The sequence below is a fragment of the Streptosporangium longisporum genome, from assembly GCF_039534895.1.
Lineage (GTDB): Bacteria > Actinomycetota > Actinomycetes > Streptosporangiales > Streptosporangiaceae > Streptosporangium > Streptosporangium longisporum.
Window position 1 is genome coordinate 26,165 of record NZ_BAAAWD010000001.1, and the last position, 17,975, is coordinate 44,139.

16 protein-coding genes are annotated in these 17,975 nt (G+C 73.5%); 8 read left to right on the plus strand and 8 right to left on the minus strand.

Annotated features, from left to right (window positions below; genetic code table 11):
- The first annotated feature begins 1 nt into the window (after position 1).
- A complete protein-coding gene (locus tag ABD832_RS00145; RefSeq protein ID WP_344886632.1) occupies positions 2–187 on the plus strand; it encodes a hypothetical protein in 186 nt (61 codons plus the stop codon).
- 9 nt (positions 188–196) lie between these two features.
- Here ABD832_RS00145 and ABD832_RS00150 read toward each other — a convergent pair whose 3' ends face one another.
- Positions 197–859, minus strand: a complete 663-nt coding sequence (locus ABD832_RS00150) for a cyclase family protein (RefSeq protein ID WP_344886634.1) — start codon at positions 857–859, stop codon at positions 197–199.
- Positions 856–1,125, minus strand: coding sequence for a CBU_0592 family membrane protein (locus ABD832_RS00155; RefSeq protein ID WP_344886636.1), 270 nt, complete (start codon positions 1,123–1,125; stop codon positions 856–858). The genes ABD832_RS00150 and ABD832_RS00155 overlap by 4 nt, the downstream gene beginning before the upstream one ends.
- A gap of 103 nt (positions 1,126–1,228) precedes the next feature.
- Here ABD832_RS00155 and ABD832_RS00160 point away from each other — a divergent pair, with 103 nt between their 5' ends.
- The gene (locus ABD832_RS00160) at positions 1,229–2,170 is read left to right on the plus strand and encodes a LysR family transcriptional regulator (protein WP_344886638.1); all 942 of its coding nucleotides are present in this window, start codon (positions 1,229–1,231) and stop codon (positions 2,168–2,170) included.
- A 107-nt stretch (positions 2,171–2,277) separates the two neighbouring features.
- Here the strand turns inward: ABD832_RS00160 and ABD832_RS00165 are convergent, their stop codons facing one another.
- Positions 2,278–2,856, minus strand: a complete 579-nt coding sequence (locus tag ABD832_RS00165; protein ID WP_344886640.1) for a hypothetical protein — start codon at positions 2,854–2,856, stop codon at positions 2,278–2,280.
- Positions 2,857–2,991: 135 nt separating this feature from the next.
- Between ABD832_RS00165 and npdG the strand changes: the two genes are divergently transcribed.
- Entirely contained in the window at positions 2,992–3,669 is a 678-nt protein-coding gene (gene npdG, locus ABD832_RS00170; RefSeq protein ID WP_413224535.1) for an NADPH-dependent F420 reductase, read from the plus strand.
- A 66-nt stretch (positions 3,670–3,735) separates the two neighbouring features.
- Here npdG and ABD832_RS00175 read toward each other — a convergent pair whose 3' ends face one another.
- Positions 3,736–5,190 (minus strand): aminotransferase-like domain-containing protein, encoded by a 1,455-nt coding sequence (locus tag ABD832_RS00175; protein ID WP_344886642.1) that lies wholly within the window; start codon positions 5,188–5,190, stop codon positions 3,736–3,738.
- A 62-nt stretch (positions 5,191–5,252) separates the two neighbouring features.
- Here ABD832_RS00175 and ABD832_RS00180 point away from each other — a divergent pair, with 62 nt between their 5' ends.
- Together ABD832_RS00180 and ABD832_RS00185 are read left to right on the plus strand one after the other, a co-directional pair.
- Complete coding sequence (locus ABD832_RS00180) at positions 5,253–6,425, plus strand: trans-sulfuration enzyme family protein (protein ID WP_344886644.1); 1,173 nt, start codon at positions 5,253–5,255, stop codon at positions 6,423–6,425.
- Between the two features lie 126 nt (positions 6,426–6,551).
- Positions 6,552–7,463, plus strand: coding sequence for a threonine/serine dehydratase (locus tag ABD832_RS00185; RefSeq protein ID WP_344886646.1), 912 nt, complete (start codon positions 6,552–6,554; stop codon positions 7,461–7,463).
- A gap of 112 nt (positions 7,464–7,575) precedes the next feature.
- Here ABD832_RS00185 and panB read toward each other — a convergent pair whose 3' ends face one another.
- Positions 7,576–8,421: a 3-methyl-2-oxobutanoate hydroxymethyltransferase gene (panB, locus tag ABD832_RS00190; RefSeq protein WP_344886648.1), complete on the minus strand. Its 846-nt coding sequence runs from the start codon at positions 8,419–8,421 to the stop codon at positions 7,576–7,578.
- Between the two features lie 251 nt (positions 8,422–8,672).
- Here panB and ABD832_RS00195 point away from each other — a divergent pair, with 251 nt between their 5' ends.
- The 3 genes from ABD832_RS00195 to ABD832_RS00205 all read left to right on the plus strand — a co-directional run bounded on the left by ABD832_RS00195 (position 8,673) and on the right by ABD832_RS00205 (position 12,256).
- Positions 8,673–9,881, plus strand: coding sequence for an MFS transporter (locus ABD832_RS00195; protein WP_344886650.1), 1,209 nt, complete (start codon positions 8,673–8,675; stop codon positions 9,879–9,881).
- A gap of 231 nt (positions 9,882–10,112) precedes the next feature.
- A complete protein-coding gene (locus ABD832_RS00200) occupies positions 10,113–11,627 on the plus strand; it encodes an MFS transporter (RefSeq protein ID WP_344886652.1) in 1,515 nt (504 codons plus the stop codon).
- Between the two features lie 8 nt (positions 11,628–11,635).
- Entirely contained in the window at positions 11,636–12,256 is a 621-nt protein-coding gene (locus ABD832_RS00205) for a TetR/AcrR family transcriptional regulator (RefSeq protein ID WP_344886654.1), read from the plus strand.
- A 120-nt stretch (positions 12,257–12,376) separates the two neighbouring features.
- On the opposite strand, the gene ABD832_RS00210 is transcribed toward ABD832_RS00205, so the two are convergent.
- The 3 genes from ABD832_RS00210 to ABD832_RS00220 are packed head-to-tail and all read right to left on the minus strand — an operon-like array spanning position 12,377 to position 17,905.
- Complete coding sequence (locus ABD832_RS00210; protein WP_344886656.1) at positions 12,377–14,158, minus strand: NAD+ synthase; 1,782 nt, start codon at positions 14,156–14,158, stop codon at positions 12,377–12,379.
- Between the two features lie 34 nt (positions 14,159–14,192).
- On the minus strand, positions 14,193–16,310 hold the full coding sequence (locus ABD832_RS00215) for a sensor histidine kinase (protein ID WP_344886658.1): 2,118 nt from the start codon (positions 16,308–16,310) through the stop codon (positions 14,193–14,195).
- 2 nt (positions 16,311–16,312) lie between these two features.
- Complete coding sequence (locus tag ABD832_RS00220) at positions 16,313–17,905, minus strand: BTAD domain-containing putative transcriptional regulator (protein WP_344886659.1); 1,593 nt, start codon at positions 17,903–17,905, stop codon at positions 16,313–16,315.
- Positions 17,906–17,975 lie beyond the last annotated feature (70 nt).

A 17,975-nucleotide genomic window follows, 5' to 3' on the forward strand; every position in this document is an offset into this window, starting at 1 on the left:
CATGAGCGATCAATGGTGGTTCTGTCTCACGCATCAGGCCGTCGAACCGGACAAGGGGTGCCCGAACAAGGACCGGATGGGGCCGTACCCGACCCGCGAGGCCGCGGCCGGCGCGCTGCAGACCGCGGCCCGGCGGAACGAGGACTGGAAGAAGAACGACCGGGGGTGGGACGGGGACGACGACTGAGCCCGCCCGCTAGTCGTCCACGACGGCGTACGCGCGCACCGGGAAGGTCCCCAGCCCGGCCAGCATCGGTGGCGCGGCGTGGAGGCGGAACCCGCTGTCCGGGAGCGCGGCCAGCCCCGTCATGTGCTCCACGATGGGGATGCCCGCCGCGAGCAGCAGCGTGTGCGCGGGGCGTTCGCCGCGGGGCGGGGTGTCGTCGATGTTGAGGCTGTCGATGCCGACGAGCGCGGGACCCCGCTCCGCGAGCATGCGGGCCGCCTCCGGTTCGAGGTAGGGGTGTCCGCGGAAGTAGGCCTCGGTGCCGAAGTGCCGGTCCCAGCCGGTGTGCAGCAGGACGGCCCTGCCGCGCACGTCCAGCCCGGCGAACCGGTCGAGGCCCACCGAGGGCGCCCCCTCGGCCCGTACGACCAGCCCCGGCAGGTCGGCGAGCGCCTGGAGCGGCACCTCCGACAGGTCGGGTCCCTCGGGGTAGCGGTGGTAGGGGGTGTCGAGGTAGGTGCCGGTGTTGGCGACCAGCTCGACGCTGCCGATGTGGAACTCCGTGCCCGGCGCGTAGACCTCCCGCGAGGCCTCCCGGCTCAGGTGCACGCCCAGGCGCGGGCCGGGGACACCGGGGTAGGTGATCATGCCCTCGGTGATGCGGTGGCTCAGCTCGACCAGCTGGCGGGTCACGGGACGCTCACCTGCCCGCGCCCGGTGCGGGCCCCGGCGATCCTGGCGATCGCGACGAGACCGATCACGCCCCAGACGACGTTGAGGGCCGCCGACGGCCAGGCCGCGTGGAAGGCCGAGTTGATCATCAGGGTGACCGCGCCGGTGAGGTTGATCACCTGGTAGGGCATGCCGTCGCCGGCCATCCTGGACGTTGAGACCATGGCGTACCCGTACAGCAGCAGGACGGCGCCGGCCCAGCCGAGCAGGTCGATGAGGAGGGGCACGGGATCACGCGCCCGACGGGAAGAGGTTCATGCCCCCATGGTTTCCGCCCTGGTCACTGAAGGTCAAATAAAGTTGTCTTACCATCCACGTAAGCTCAGCTACATGGAAATCGATCCCCGGCGGCTGCGGGTGCTCCACGAGGTCGCCCGCCGCGGCGGCGTCATGCGCGCGGCCGAGGCGCTCCACCTGACGGCCTCGGCGGTCTCGCAGCAGCTCGCGCTCCTGGAACGGGAGGTCGGGCTCTCCCTCATCGACAGGTCCCAGCGCCGGGTCGCCCTCACCCCCGCGGGCAGGGTGCTGGCCGGATACGCCGAGCGCGTCGAGGAGGAGCTGGACGAGGCCAGGCGGGAGCTGATCCGCTTCACCGAGCGGCTGGCCGGGCCGGTGGCGATCGCCGCCTTCCCCACGGTCATCCGGCACCTGCTGGTGCCCGCGCTCGCCGATCTGGCCGAACGCCACCCCCGGATCACGCCGCGCATCCGGGAGCTGTACGGGCCGCCCGCGCTGAGCGAGCTCCGCCTCGGCGGGGTCGACCTCGCCCTCACCGAGCAGGACGCCGACGAGGCCGTCGTGGCGCGGCAGGCCATCGTCTCCCACCCCCTGTACGTGGACGAGTACCGGATCGTGGCCCCGCCGGGCTGGGCGGAGGTCCCCCGCCAGGTGCCGGACCTGGCGGAGGTGCCCTGGGTCGCCGGACCGCTCGACCACGCCAGCGGCCAGGCCCTGGAGCGGCTCGCCGCCCTGCACGGGTTCACCCCGCGCCGGGTGCACACGATCCAGGAGTTCCCGCCCACGCTCGCCCTGGTCGCGGCGGGGCACGGGGTGGCGATCGTGCCGTCGCTGGCCCTGCTCGACGTCCCCGACGGCGAGGTCGTCGTCACCGGCATCACCGGCGTGGGCGCCAGGAAGCTGGACGCGGTCACCCGCCTCAGCCGTACCCGCTCGGGGGAGCCCGACCCGGTGCAGGCCGTGGTCATCGCGGCGCTCAGGGAGGCGGCCGAGGGCCTGGCGGAACGCCTCCGGGCCCGCTGGAGGACGTCCTGACCGCATCGGCCGCGCCCGGCCGGTGAGCGGGGCCGGGGCCGTGACCCGTGCGGTACGGACCCGGGGACCCGCAGTCCCGGGGACCCGTGGGCCCGGAGCGGGTCCGTCTAGTCGGTGAGGTGCGGGCCGCTGACCCGCTCCAGCAGCCTGGCCAGCCGGTCGCGCAGTCCCGGGCGGCGGCCGATCTCCCCCGCGGCCATGCTGACCAGGTGCTGGGCACCGTCGAAGGAGAACGGCGCCCGTTCGGGGATCGTCAGCGCGTCGTGGGCGAGACCGGCCAGCTCGGCGTCGCCGCCGTCCAGCGCCAGGATCGTCGTACCGGTCCTGCGGGCGTCGCTCACCCGTTCCAGCAGCGTCTCCGGGGCGGCCTCCTCGGCCACCACGAACAGCGTCTCGCCCCTTCGCGCCCGCTCGATCCTGTCCAGCCCGACCCGCAGGTGGGCCGGCGCGTCCGGTGCGGGCGCCCAGCGGACCAGCGTCGGGGCCAGCTGCGGCAGCCCGGAGAGCCTGGCCTCGTCGCCCAGGTGCGCGGTCAGGTGCCAGGGCTCCTCCGCGGGCGTGCCCACCACCATCAGCCCCCCCGGGGAACGCGTCGCGCGCAGGGCCAGGCCCAGCTCGCGGGTCCGCTCGATCCAGCCGGTGGAGGCCAGCATCTCGCGCAGCAGTGTCACCGCCCCAGCGTCCATGTGCCCATGGTGCCGTACGGACCCCGCGGTGACCCGGGGAACGCGATCCTGAGATGATCGGAAAAGGCGATGGACACTGGACACATGGTCGACGGGCTCCGGCTCCGGATGACCGGGGACGACGAGGAGCGGCGAGTGAGCACTGACAATCCGACCGATGTTCCGGACGTGAGCGGCGTCTCGATCGGCATCCTGGGCGGCACCGGGGACCAGGGCAAGGGCCTGGCCCGGCGGTTCGGCCTGGCAGGCCACACCGTGCTGATCGGCTCGCGCAGCGCCGGGCGTGCCCAGGAGGCGGCGGCCGCCCTCGGCGGTACGGTACGCGGCGCCGAGAACGCGGCCGTGGCGGCCGAGGCCGACGTGGTGATCGTGGCCATCCCCTGGGACGGGCACCGCTCCACGCTGGAGTCCCTCCGCGCCGAGCTGGCCGGGAAGATCGTCATCGACTGCGTCAACCCGCTCGGCTTCGACAAGCAGGGCGCGTACGCGCTGCCGGTCGAGGAGGGCAGCGCCGCCCAGCAGGCCGCCGCGGTCCTGCCCGACAGCCGGGTCGTCGCCGCCTTCCACCACGTCTCGGCCGTCCTGCTGCTGGACCCCGAGGTCGCCGAGATCGACCTGGACGTGCTCGTGCTGGGCGACGACCGCGAGGCCACGGACATCGTGCGCGGGCTGGCGGGCCGCATCCCGGGCGTGCGGGGCGTGTACGGCGGCCGGCTGCGCAACGCCCACCAGGTCGAGGCGCTGACCGCCAACCTGATCTCGATCAACCGCCGCTACAAGGCCCACGCGGGCCTGCGCCTGACCGACATCTGACCGGCTCGGCGGCCTGCGGGTCCCCGGCCGGGGCTCCTGGACGGCTGCCGGCGGGGGAGTGGACGCTCAGACGACGAGGGCCTGCAGGGTGCCGGGACGGCGGGTGCCGTCGTAGTCCCGCCAGGCCGCGGCCAGCGCCGTGACGGACGCGGTGAGCGTCTCCTCGTCGAACAGGAACGGCAGCCGCAGGTGATCGCCGTGGCCGCCCGAGGGGTCGAACGAGCGTCCCTGGGGGACCGCCACCCCGTGCCGGAGCGCGACCTGGGCGAAGGCCCCGGCGTCGCCGGGGAGCCGTACCCAGATCGTCTGCCCGCCCAGGGCGGGTTCCGCGCTCCACGAGGGCAGCTTCGCGGCGAGCTCGCCGAGGAGGTGGTCGTGGCGGCGCCGCAGGACGCCGATCCGGTCGCCGCGGAGCCGGTCCATCTGCGAGATCAGCCGCGCCGCCGCGAGCTGGCCGAGGATCTCGCCGCCCAGGTCGTGGACGGCGCGCAGCCGCACCAGCCGGGAGATCACCGGCGCCGCCGCGCGGATCCAGCCGATCCGCAGCCCGCCCCAGACGAGCTTGCTGAGCGAGCCGACCGTGATGATCCGCCGCCCGTCCCCGTAGGACGCCAGCGGAGGCGGGGTCTCGCCGGAGAAGCAGAGCTCGGCCGGGACCTCGTCCTCGACGAGCGGCACGTCGTGCTCGGCCGCCAGGGCGGCCAGGCGGCGCCGGACCAGCGGGGGCATGATCGCGCCGGTCGGGTTGTGACAGGTCGGGACGAGGTACCCCAGGGCGGGGCGGTCCGCCAGCGCGGCGCCGAACGCCTCGGCGTCGGCGGCCGTGCGGAACAGGGCGGCGGCCTCCCGGAAGGACTCCAGCGCGCCGGGGTAGGTCGGGGCCTCGGTCAGCACGGTGTCGCCCGGTGACAGCAGCAGGTTCGCCAGCAGGGTCAGGGCCTGCTGGCCGCCGTTGGTGACCATGATCTGCCCGGCCGTGGTGGGCACGCCGCGCTCCCGGTGGTAGGAGGCGATCCGCTCGCGCAGCTCGGGGTACCCGGCCGGGTGGTACCCGATGTCGTGCCGGATCCGGCCCAGCCGGGCCGCCGCCTCCAGGTACGCCTCCACCAGCACCGGGGGCGGGGCGTCCGGGGCGGCGCAGCTGAGCAGGGTCACGTTCTCCGGCGGGTCCAGCAGGTGCAGCAGCAGCGGGTTGGCCGTGGTGTCGGCCGTGCCGGTCGTGCCGGCGGTGCCGCCGGGACCGGACGGCGGCCGCTGGGCGGCGCAGACCCGGGTGCCGCTGCCCTGGCGCCGGACCACCCGGCCCTCCTGCTGGAGCAGGTCGTACGCGGCGACCACGGTGCCCCGCCCGACCGCCAGCGACCGCGCGAGCTCCCGGTCGGGCGGCAGCAGGGTGTCCGGGCGCAGCTCCCCGTCGTCGATGAGGGCACGCAACCGCACCGCGAGCAGCAGGTAGAGCGGGCCCCTGCCCGACGACCAGCGGCCGAGCCTGGCGATCAGTTCGTCATTATTGGCTCCCATGATGGACCAATCTTGCCGGATTGGATCTGACACAGGGCCTATTTTGCGTACATCCTTGGGACATGACTGATTTCCGTCCGGAGACGCGCACCGTCCACCTTCCCCAGCCGCCGCTGAACGGCAGCCGTCCCATCACCGTGCCGCTCTACCAGACCTCCGGCTTCATCTTCGACGACCCGGCCGTCTTCGCCGACGGGATGGGCCGTCCGGACGGGGCGTTCGTCTACGGGCGCATGTCCAACCCGACGGTCCGCTCCCTGGAGGAGGCCGTCTCCGGCCTGGAGGGCGGCGTCGGCGCCGTGGCCACCGGCTCCGGCATGGGCGCCATCAACGCCGTGCTGTTCGGGCTGCTGGCACCCGGCGACCACCTGATCGCGCAGAAGCCGCTCTACGGCGGCACCGCCGCGATGATCAACGACATGGTGGGCCGGTTCGGGATCACGGTCAGCTACGTCGCCGAGGACGACCCGGCGGCGCTGCGCGAGGCCGTACGGCCCGAGACCAGGCTCGTCTACCTGGAGACCATCGCCAACCCGGTGACCCAGGTCGCGGACCTGCCCGGCATGTGCGCCGCGGCCCGCGAGGCCGGCCTGATCTCCGTGGTCGACAACACCTTCGCCTCCCCGATCCTGTGCCGGCCGATCGAGCACGGCGCCGACATCGTGGTGCACTCCACCACGAAGTACCTCAGCGGCCACACCGACGTGCTCGGCGGGATCGCCGTGTTCGCCTCCGACGAGCTGTACCGCAAGGTGTGGGCCTTCGCGAGCAAGCTGGGCGCCACCCCGGACCCGTTCGCCGCCTGGCTCACCCTGCGCGGCATGCAGACGCTGTCGCTGCGGATGGAGCGCCACTGCTTCAACACCCGCGAGCTGGCCACCCGCCTGAACGACCACCCCGCCGTCTCGGCCGTGTACTGGCCGGGTCTGCCCTCGCACCGCTCGTACGAGCTGGCGGCCAAGCTCCTGCCCGACTTCGGAGGGGTCTTCTCCTTCGACCTGGTCGGCGGGCGCGAGGCCGGGGAGCGGTTCATGAGCTCGGTGCGGCTGGCCCTGCTGGCCCCGTCCCTGGGCGGCGTCGAGACGCTCGTCCTGCACCCCGCGACCACCTCCCACCGCACCCTGACCGCCGAGGAGCTGGCCCGGCACGGGATCGGCGAGGGCACCGTACGGGTGGCCGTGGGCATCGAGCACATCGAGGACCTCTGGGCCGACATCGAGCAGGCGCTCTCCTGACCGGCCTGCGGCGCCGGGGCGTCTTCTAGACTGCGGCACGGAGGCCGCCGATCACCCGGCGGCCCTTCGGAGTCGTTCGCCGGGAACCTCCGGAGTCGTTCGCCGGGAACGGGAATGGGAGCGCGCGTGAGCGTGTCGATCGGGGACGTGGAACGGGCGGCCGGGCGCATCGCCGGGCACGTCCGCCGCACACCGGTGATCGAGGTGTCGCCGGGGTTGTTCATGAAGCTGGAGGCGCTCCAGCACTCGGGGTCGTTCAAGGCCCGGGGAGGCTTCAACAGGGCGCTGTCGGCGGGGAGGCTCCCGGAGGCGGGCCTGATCGCGGCGAGCGGCGGCAACCACGGCCTGGCCGTGGCGTACGTGGCCCGGAGCCTCGGCGTCCGGGCGGAGATCTTCGTCCCGACGGTGTCCAGCCCGGTGAAGGTGGCCGGGCTGCGCGCGCTGGGCGCCGAGGTGACGCAGGTCGGCGCGGTCTACGCGGAGGCGTACGAGGCGTCGGTCAAGCGCGCGGCCGAGACCGGCGCCCTGGACGTGCACGCCTACGACCAGCCCGAGGTGATCGCGGGACAGGGCACGGTCGGCCTGGAGCTGCTGGAGCAGACCGGAGGGGTCGACACGGTCCTGGTCGCGGTCGGCGGCGGCGGGCTCGTCGCGGGGATCACCGTGGTCCTCGCCGGCCGGGCCCGGGTGGTCGCGGTCGAGCCCGAGCTCATCCCCACCCTGCACCGGGCCCTGGAGGCGGGCGGGCCCGTACCCGTCGGGGTCTCGGGGGTCGGCTCCGACGCGCTGGGTGCGAGCAGGACGGGCGCGCTCACCTACGAGATCACCGCCGCGGCCGGGGTGGAGAGCCTCCTGGTCGGTGACGAGGCCATCGTCGAGGCGCGACGGGAGATGTGGCGCGACCACCGGCTCGCCGTCGAGCACGCCGGGGCCACGGCCTACGCGGCACTGCTGTCCGGCGCCTACCGCCCGGCGCCCGGGGAGCGGGTGGCCGTCGTGGTGTGCGGCGCCAACACCGACCCGGCCACCCTCGTCTGAGGGCGGCCGGACGGCTCGCCGCGTCTCCGCAGCGTCCCCGCGTCCCCGCGGCGGCTTTCACGGCTTCTACGGCTTCTACGGCTTTCGCGGGGGCCGGGGAGCGGCCGGGGCGTCAGCGGTAGCTGTGCTCGGCGGCGGGGAAGGCGCCGGCCGTCACCTCGTCGGCGAAGGCGCGCACCGCCCTGTTCATCTCCCCGGCGAGGTCGGAGTACTTCTTGACGAACTTCGCCGGGGTGGCGGTCAGGCCCATCAGGTCCTGCCAGACGAGCACCTGCGCGTCCGTGCCGGGACCGGCGCCGATGCCGATCGTCGGGATCGACAGGGAGGAGGTGACCCGCTCGGCCAGATCCGCGGGGACGCACTCCAGCACCACCGAGAACGCCCCGGCGTACTCCAGGTCCTTGGCGTCGGCCATCAGCTCGTCCCCGGACTGGCCGCGGCCCTGCACCCGGTAGCCGCCGAGCGCGTTGACCGACTGGGGGGTCAGGCCGAGGTGGGCCATCACCGGGATGCCCGCCGAGACCAGCGTCTCGACCTGGGGGAGCACCCGGCGTCCGCCCTCCAGCTTGACCGCGTGCGCCCCGGCCTCCTTCATGAACCGGGTGGCCGTCTCCAGGGCCTGCTGGGGGGAGGCCTGGTAGGAGCCGAACGGCAGGTCGGCCACGACCAGCGCGCGCGAGGAACCGCGGACCACGGCCGCCGTCAGCGGCATGAGATCGTCCACCGACACGGGGAGCGTCGAGTCGTACCCGTACACGACCATGGCGGCCGAGTCGCCGACGAGCAGCACGGGGATGCCGGCCTCGTCGAAGATCCTGGCGGTCATCGCGTCGTACGCGGTGACCATCGGCCAGCGCTCGCCGCGCTCCTTGGCGGCGGCGATGTCGCGTACGGTGACCCTGCGTCCAGCCTGGCCGCCGTAGAGAGAGGTCGGCCGGCTGGTGACGGAAGAGGACATGTGGGACCTCCAGTGAAGTCTCGAGGCGCCCCAGTGGCGTCCCCGGACGGTTCGATGATTGCACGCGCCCGGCAGGTTCAACAGACCCGATCCGCCAGGTAATCCGAGCCCGGTCCGCGGGCCGGGCGGAGGGCCTCCACGCTGGGGATTCCCGCGCGGGCGGAGATCGCCGGGGACGGGCTCAGGGGGTTATCCGGTGGCGGGGACACCGGGGCCGTACGGCACAATGCCCGGGGAGGTAAGTAATCATCATGGCCGTCGAACCTTACCGCCGCCTGCTGGCACTGCCGGGCGTGCGATCGTTGCTGCTGGTGGGCATGCTCGCCCGGATCCCCACGACCGCGGTCTCCATCACGCTGACCATGCACGTCGTCGACCCCAGCGGGCTCGGCCTGAACTACGTCCAGGCCGGTCTGGTGACCGCGGCCAGCACGGTGGGGATGGCCGTCGGCTCGCCGCTGGCCGGGAAGTTCGTCGACAGCCACGGCCTGCGCCCGGTGCTGGCGGTGACCACCCTCGCCCAGGTCGTCTTCTGGTCCACCGCCTGGCTGATGCCGTTCCCGCTGCTGCTGGCCGCCTCGGTCCCGGCGGGCCTGCTCACCCTCCCCGTGTTCAGCGTGATCAGGCAGTGCCTGACCGCGCTGGTCCCGGTCGAGCAGCGCAGGATGGGGTTCTCCCTCGACTCCATGCTCGTGGAGCTCTCCTACATGGCGGGCCCGGCCCTGGCCATCGCGGGGGTCAGCCTGCTGGGCAGCGTCCCCACCATGGCCGTCGTCGGAGCCGGCCTGGCCGTCTCGGGAACGACGCTGCTGGTGCTGAACCCGCCCGTCCGCTCGGCCGAGGAGCTCAGGGAGCCCGCCGGCCGCGTCCCCCGGCGCCAGTGGCTCACCCCGGCACTGCTCGGGCTGTTCGGCACGGTCATGGCGGCGACGTTCGTGCTGACCGCCACCGAGCTCTCGCTGGTGGCGACGATGCAGCGGGGCGGCGACACCGCGTGGATCGGTCTGGCGATCACCGTGTGGTGTGCCTACTCGCTGGCGGGCGGCTTCGTGTACGGCATGCTGCCCCGCGGGCTGTCACCCCTGATCCTGATCGGCGCCATGGGGGTGCTCACCATCCCGGTCGGCCTGGTCGGCGGGAACTGGCACTGGCTGCTCCTGGCCCTGCTGCCCGCCGGTGTGCTGTGCGCCCCGGCGCTGTCCTCCACGATCGAGACGGTGAGCCGCTGGGTCCCGGCCGGGGCACGGGGCGAGGCGATGGGCCTGCACGGCACGGCCCTGCTCGTCGGCGTGGGCTGCGCCTCACCCGTCGCGGGCGCGATCATCGACGGTCCCGGCCCGGGATGGGCCTTCGCCGCCGCAGGGCTGGTGAGCGTGATCATGGTGCTCGTCGCCCTGCCGTTCTGGCGGCGCGCCACCGTCGCGGCCACGCCGGAGCGGTCGGTGTCGACCTCGGCCTGACCCGCGTGTCCGCCGGTGTCCGCCGGCGTCCGCCCGGCACGCGTCGTCCCGCCCCCGCCTCGTCCGCCGGTGCCGCTCCGTGACGTCCCGTCGGACAATATTGAAACGGTACGGTTGCGTATCGAAAGGATGAGCGATACGGTTTCGTTTCGAAACTTAAGCGTATCGAAAAACGGGGCAACAGTGGAACACAAGCTCGGTCATCCCAGACGGTGGCAGATCCTCGGGGTGATGGTCTTCAGCCTCCTGGCCGTCGTGCTCGACAACACCATCCTCAACGTGGCTCTCAAGACGATCGCCGACCCCGTGGAGGGCCTGGGCGCCACCCAGAGCCAGCTGGAATGGGCGATCAACTCCTACACGCTCGTCTTCGCCGGCCTGCTGTTCACCTTCGGGGTGATCGGCGACCGGACCGGGCGCAAGCGCATGCTCCTGATCGGCATGGTGCTCTTCGGCCTGGCGTCACTGGCCAGCGCGTACGCCCAGGACCCCATGCAGCTGATCGTCGCCCGCGCGTTCATGGGCATCGGCGGCGCCGCCATCATGCCGGCCACGCTGGCCATCATCTCCAACGTCTTCCCCCCGCAGGAACGCGGCAAGGCGATCGGCGTCTGGGCCGGGGGAGTGGGCCTGGCCGTGGCGATCGGGCCGATCACCGGCGGCCTGCTCATCGAGCACTTCTGGTGGGGCTCGGTCTTCCTGGTCAACCTGCCGATCGTCGCGGTCAGCATGGTGCTCATCGGCCTGGTGGTGCCCGAGTCGCGTGACCCCAGGCCCTCGAAGCTCGACCCGGTCGGGGTGATCCTGTCGATCATCGGCCTGGTCGCCGTCACCTACGGCATCATCCGGGGCGGGGAGCTGGCCACGATCGCCAGCGCCGAGGTGCTGGTCCCGACCCTCCTGGGCGTCGCCGTGCTGGCCGCCTTCGTCTGGTACGAGCGCCGCATCGACCACCCGGCCTTCGACGTCCGCTACTTCCGCGACCCCCGCTTCGCCACCGCGGTCGGCATGATCGGCATCGTGTTCTTCGCGATGATGGGCGCGATGTTCTTCCTGGTCTTCTACCTGCAGATCGTGCTGGGCTTCAGCGCGCTCCAGGCGGGCGCCCTGATGATGCCCTTCGCCGTCGCACAGCTGATCTTCTCCCCGCTCAGCCAGCAGATGGCCAGGCGCTTCGGCAGCAGGCTGACCGCCACCGTCAGCATGGTCGTCGTGGCCGGCGCGCTGGCCTCCTACGCGCTGATGGACCAGAACACCCCGATCGTCGCACTGGTGGCCGTGTTCTTCGTCCAGGGCGCGGCGATGGCCAACATCATGCCCCCGGCGACCACCACGATCATGGAGGCGCTCCCCCGGGAGAAGGCCGGTGTCGGCTCGGCGATGAGCAACACCGTCCGCCAGGTGGCCGGAGCCCTGGGCGTGGCGCTGCTCGGCTCGCTGCTCTCGGCCACCTACCGCGACCAGATCGCCCCGGCGCTGAGCGGGCTGCCCGACCAGGCCAGGCACGTCGCCGGCGAGTCGCTGACCGCCACGCTCGGCGTGGCCCAGGGACTCGGCGCCCGTGGCTCGGCGCTGATCGAACCGGCGAAGCTCGCCTTCGTCGAGGGCATGCACGTCACCGCCCTGGTCTCCGCCGCGATCGCGCTGGCCGGAGCGCTGGTGGTGCTCAAGTGGCTGCCCGGCAGGTCCTCCGAGGTCCCCGCCCCGCAGACCATCGACCACGACAAGGAACCGGCAGTAGTGTAGGGACCGCGATGACGACCACCGACGAGACCCAGGCGGGCGGAGCCGGCACCGCCCGCTCCGCGGGCCGCCCTCGCAGCGCCAAGGCGGAGAAGGCCATCATCGACGCCACCCTTGACATGATCGGGGAGGGCATGGGCCTCTTCGAGCTGTCGATCGAGGCGATCGCGGCCCGGGCGGGGGTCGGCAAGACCACGATCTACCGTCGCTGGTGCAACAAGGAGGACCTGTTCGTCGACGCGGTGGCCACCCTCAAGTCGCCGTTCCCGCCCCCCACGGGGGGTTCGGTCCGCGACGACCTGATCGCCTGCATGCGGGTCTTCCAGCGCGACGCTAACGACGCGCGCAGCCGGTGCGTGATGAGCATCGCGATGAACGAGGCGGAACGGCACCCGCGCCTGGTCGAGCGCGTCAGCCAGGCGGCCATCGAGCCGCGCAAGGCGGTCGTCACCGCGCTGCTGCGGCGCGGCATGGCCACCGGGGAGCTCCGGCCCGACCTCGACGTGGCGCTCGCGATGTCGAGCCTGGTGGGAACCGTCATGTGGTACACCCGCTCCCAGGGCGAGGCCGCCTCCGCACCGGACCTGGCCGAACGCGTCGTCGACCACCTCCTCGCGGGCATCGGCACCTGACCTCCCCGGACGGCTCCGTCCGGGGAGAAGGGGCCTGTCGTGAACGTCACGAAGGGACCCGGCGGACGCCTGCACGGCCGGGTGGGCCGGTGACCGTACCGGCCCGGAGACGGCCGCGTGTCAGGGGGTGGTCTCGCGCCAGCGGTTGGTGATGGGCAGGCGCCGGTCGCGGCCGAAGTTCTTGGGGGTGATCTTCGGGCCCGGGGGGTACTGCCGGCGCTTGTACTCGGCCAGGTCGACCAGGCGGATGACCCGGGTGACCAGCGCGGGGTCGTGCCCGGCCGCGATCAGCTCGGCGGAGCCCATGTCCTTCTCGACGTAGTCGCCGAGCAGCCGGTCCAGGATCGCGTAGTCGGGCAGCGAGTCGGTGTCGCGCTGGTCGGGCCGCAGCTCCGCGCTGGGCTCCTTCTCGATCGAGTTCTCCGGGATCGGCGGCACCGCGAACCCGTGCAGGAGCTCGCCGGAGCGGCCCGCCTGGGCGTTGCGCCAGCGCGACAGGTCCCACACGAGGGTCTTGAGCACGTCCTTGATGGGCGCGAAGCCGCCCGCGGAGTCGCCGTAGAGGGTGGAGTACCCGGTGGCCAGCTCGCTCTTGTTGCCGGTGGTCAGGACGAGGTGGCCGTGCTCGTTGGACAGCCCCATCAGGATCATGCCGCGGACCCGGGCCTGGAGGTTCTCCGCGGCGATACCCGACAGCTCGACCTCCTTCTCGAAGCCGCTGACGATGTCGGCGATCGGCACCGTACGGGCGTTGATCCCCTGCCGGTCGACCAGCTCCCGCGCGTCGCTCAGCGAGTGGTCCGAGGAGTAGCGCGAGGGCATCAGCACCGCGTGCACCCGGTCGGGCCCGATGGCGTCGGAGGCGATCGTGGCGGTCAGCGCCGAGTCGATCCCGCCGGACAGGCCGAGGATGACCGAGCGGAAGCCGTTCTTGGCGACGTAGTCGCGGACCGCGAGGACCAGCGCCGAGTAGACCTCGGCGGTGTCGTCGAGCGGCTCGGCGACCGGGGGCGGCTCCGGCTCGTACGCCTCCAGGGGGCGCCCCGACAGCTCCAGCCGCTCCACCGTGATCTCGGTGCCGTCGGCGGCGTCCACCGGGAACGTGCCGGGCTCGCCCTCGCCCTCGGGCAGCTCCAGGTCCGTCACCAGCAGCTCCTCGCGGAAACGCGTCGCGCGCGCGATCGGCTCGCCGGAGGCGGAGACGACCAGCGAGTCGCCGTCGAAGACCAGCTCGTCCTGGCCGCCGACCTGGTTGACGTAGGCGAGCGCGCAGCCCGCCTCGCGGGCGCGCCTGGCCACCAGCGCCAGCCGGACGTCGTCCTTCTCCTTCTCGTACGGGGAGGCGTTCGGCACCACCAGCAGCCCGGCTCCGGCCCTGGCGACCACCGCGACCGGGCCGCCCTCCTGCCAGAGGTCCTCGCAGACCGCGATCGCCACGTCCACGCCGTGCAGCCGGAAGATCGGCAGCCGGTCGCCGCGGACGAAGTAGCGGTACTCGTCGAAGACGCCGTAGTTGGGCAGGTGGTGCTTGGCCGTCCTGGTCACCACCCGGCCCCGGTACAGCAGCGCGGCGGCGTCCAGCGGGGATCCCTTGGGCTGGCCGACGCGGGGGGCGAGCCGCGCGCGGTCGACGTACCCGGCGACCACCGGGATCTCGCCGAGCCCGGCCTCCTGCAGCCGTCGCGCCGCCTCCTCGACCGCGGCGACGGACGCCTCCACGAACGAGGTGCGCAGCACCAGGTCCTCGACGGGGTAGCCGGTCAGGAACATCTCGGGGAAGACCACCAGGTGGGCGCCGCGGTCGGCGGCGCGCCGGGTCCACTCGACGAGCCGGTCCGTGTTGGCGGCCAGGTCACCGACGGCGGGATTGGTCTGGGCCAGGGCGATGCGGAGTTGAGCCACCCACCCATCCTAGGGACGGCCCGTGACCGCGAGGTCAGGCGGTCACGGCCGGTACGGCCGACAGGGGCAGGACGGCCTCGACCACCGTGCCGCCGCCGGGGGCGGCCTCGATCACGCAGGTCCCGCCGAGCTCGGCGGCGCGCTCGCGCATGGACAGCAGCCCGATCCCCGAACGCGGCCCCGCGGGCAGGCCCGCCCCGTCGTCCCGGACGCGTACCGTCAGCGACTCCGCGCGCCGCAGGGAGACGACCGCGTGGCCGGCCCCGGCGTGCTTGCGGACGTTGGTGAGCGCCTCCTGCGCGATGCGGTAGGCGGCCACCTCGGCCGCGGCCGGCAGGTCCGACAGGTCGCCCTCGGCCTCCACGGTGATCCGCGGGCCCCCCTCCTGCGCCAGGGCCCGCACCGCCCCGGCCAGGCCCAGCTCGTCCAGGGTGGGCGGGCGCAGGCCGTACACCAGGTCCCTGATCTCCTGGCTGACGGCGTCCATGCCGCCGCGCAGCTCCAGCAGGAGCCGGTCGGCCGAGGCCGGGGCGGTCCGCAGGCTGATCCTGGCCATGTTGATCGACATCGCCATGTCGGTCAGCGCGTGGCCGAGCCCGTCGTGCAGGTCCCTGCGCAGCCTGCGGCGTTCCTCCTCGCGGGCGGTGAGGATGCGCTCGCGGGAGCGCTGCAGGTCGGCGGTCATCCGCACGGCGTGCACCACGTCGGCGACGTACGGGGTGGCCGCCGCCACCAGGCGCCCGTTGTACGCGGCGGCGAACCTGCGCGGCCCCGGCGCCCCCAGCAGCAGCCGCCCCACCGGCTCGCCGTGCCAGATCAGCGGCACCCGGCGCGGCGCGGGCCCCAGCAGGCCGATCTGTACCTTCCGGGCGCCGGGCTCGTAGACCTCGACGACGACGCCGGTGACGCTCAGCCCGTCCTTGACCACCGAGGCGACGGAGGCGAGGGCGTTGGCGGGCTCGCTGTCGCGGACCTCCCTGGCCAGCCGCGCGGCGAGCGCCCGGGGGTCGCCGTGCGTGCCGTACATGAGCCGGTCGATCAGGCGCCGCAGCCGGTGCCGGAGCGGATGGAAGATCACCCCGGCGAACAGGGCCGCGACCAGGCCACCGGCCCGGTCGTAGCCCGACAGCGCCAGCCCCGCGATCGTGCCGGCCGCGTAGATGACGCTGATCACGGCGATCAGCCCGGCCGCCACGAAGGCGCGGCTGACCACGGTGTCGATCCCGTACAGCCGGTACTTGAGCACGGAGAAGGCGATGGCGACCGGGATCAGGCCGGTCCAGATCGCGGTGGCCAGCCACCAGTCCGCCCCGCCGACCAGGAAGACGATGTAGACGGCGAACGCGAGCAGCGGCCAGGCGATCTGGCGGCGCAGCGTCGGGTCGGCCCGCCGGAACCGCATCAGCAGGGGTACCAGGGCCAGGACCACGAAGACGATGGTCAGCGTGCCGGTGGTCCGGCGTATCGTCGCGTCGTAGGGGGCCAGCGCGTCCAGGGCGAGCACGTTCGGGACGACCCGCGGCCAGGGGTAGGTCGCCGGGTCGGGTGCGGTGCGGACGACGTTGGCCACGACGTCGGCCACCGCCAGCGTCACCGCGGCCACCACCATCGGCCGCCAGCGCGGCGAGGGCAGCCGGCCGTCGGGGGAGTAGAGCGGGAGCAGGACCCCCAGCGTGACCCCGCCGACGGCCTTCCCGACGCTCGTCCCCCAGCGCAGGTAACCGGCGACGTCCATGTGGCCCGCGGCCGCGACGGTGAACATCGCCGACTCGCAGATCACCGTGACCGAGCACATCAGCCCGCCCACGCACATCAGCCAGGCCGTGGCCGGGCGCGACCGGTGCGCCAGCAGGAAGGCGCCCACCACCGGGAACGTCAGCCCCGCGGCCAGGTCGGCCCGGATGGGCACCTCCGGCTGCCACAGGGGCGGCAGGGACGCGTACAGCACGAGCGAGGTCACCGAGAACGCCACCGACAGCGCGGCCATCGCGAACACCGCGATCCGCAGCCGCGAGCCGAACAGCCCGCGCGAGAGCGGCACGGCGGACCCGGCCGGGTACGGCCCGGCCACGACGACGTCGCCGACCGCCCTCCTGGGCACGCCGCCGACGCCGGCGAGCAGGCGGCCGCGCCCGTGGATCCGCGTGTTCATCGCTATCTGACCACGTCACCCGGGTTGACCAGCCCGGACTCGTAGGCGGTGACGACGAGCTGGGCCCGGTCGAACAGGCCCAGGTGGTCCAGGAGCTTGACCACCGCCGCCGAGACCGTCACCTCGGGCACCGCCAGCGTCACCGCGATCTGCCGGTTGGTCAGCCCGCGGGCCACCAGCTTCAGCAGGTCCAGCTCGGTGTCGCCCAGACCGGCCAGGCCGGGCGGCGCGGACGGGTCGGTGCGTCCGGCGAAGGCCGCGATCAGGCGGGTGGTCACGGCGGGGTCGATCAGCGCGTCCCCGGCCTGCGCGGCCCGCATCGCGGTGATGAGCTGCTCGGGAGCCGAGGTCTTGAGCACGAATCCGCTCACCCCCGCGCGCAGCGCCGCGTAGAGGTTGTCGTCCGTGCCGAAGGTGGTCATCATGACCACCTTCGGCGGCGCCTCGTCGGCCAGGATCCGCCGCGCGGCGGTCAGCCCGTCCAGCCTGGGCATCTGGATGTCCATCAGCACCAGGTCGGGGCGGGTCTCCCGGACGACCGCGATCGCCTGCTCGCCGTTCTCGGCCTCCCCGACGATCCGGAAACCGGGCTCGCTGTCCAGCACCACGCGCAGGCCGGTGCGGACCAGGGCCTGGTCGTCGACGACCACGACGCGCAGCTCCGGCGGGGCCGTGACCGGCTCCCGCGGGGACGCGTCCGGGGACGTCCCGGAGGGCGACGGGGGCCTCGCCGCCCGCGCTGTCGTGCTCTCGGTGCTTCCGGTGTCCGCAGTGCTCCCGGTGTTCCCGGCGCTCCCGGTGCCCGCGCTTCCCGGGCCCGCGGCGCGGCCGGTCGTCCCGGGCGGAGGGTCGAGGTGGACGGCCTGCGCCAGCATGTCCGACTCCAGGCGCTGCAGGGTGGCCCCCAGGTCGAGGCCCAGCTCCTCGCGCAGCAGCGTCCTGGCCCGCCGCAGCGCGCCCAGCGCGTCCCCCTGCCTGCCGTTGCGGTACAGGGCCAGCGCGAGCAGCCGCCAGGCCTCCTCCCGCAGCGGGTGGGCCGAGGCGTGCGCCTCCAGGTCGGGGACCAGCGCGCCGGAGTGCCCCAGCAGCAGCCCCGCGTCGGCGCGGCGCTCCACCGCGATCAGGCGCAGCTCCTCCAGCCGTCCCGCCTCGGTCACCGCCCACGACAGGTCGGAGAACTCGGCCAGGGCAGGGCCGCGCCAGAGCGCGAGCGCGGCGTCCAGGCGCTCCCAGACCATGGCGGGCTCGCCGCCGGTCTTGACCGCGCGCTCGAAGCGCCAGGCGTCCACCTGGTCGGAGGAGGCGCGCAGCGCGTACCCGGGCGGGGCGGAGACCAGCACCTCCGCCTCCTCCCGCGGCGCCCGGCCGGGCTCCAGGGCACGCCGCAGCCGCGACACGTACCCCTGGATGGTCGACAGGGCCTGGGCGGGCGGCTCGCCCGGCCAGAGCTCGTCGATCAGTACGGACACGGGGACGGCACGGCCACCGGCCACCAGGAGCCGGGCCAGCACCGCCATCTGGCGCTGGCCGCCGAGATCGATCACCGTGTCGCCATGACGGGCCTGGAACGGTCCGAGAGCGCGAAAAGTCAGCATTGCAGGCGTAAGGGTAGGAGGAGCCGGGCCGGTCTCATAGGGCAATACTCACCATCGTTCGCAGGGGGGA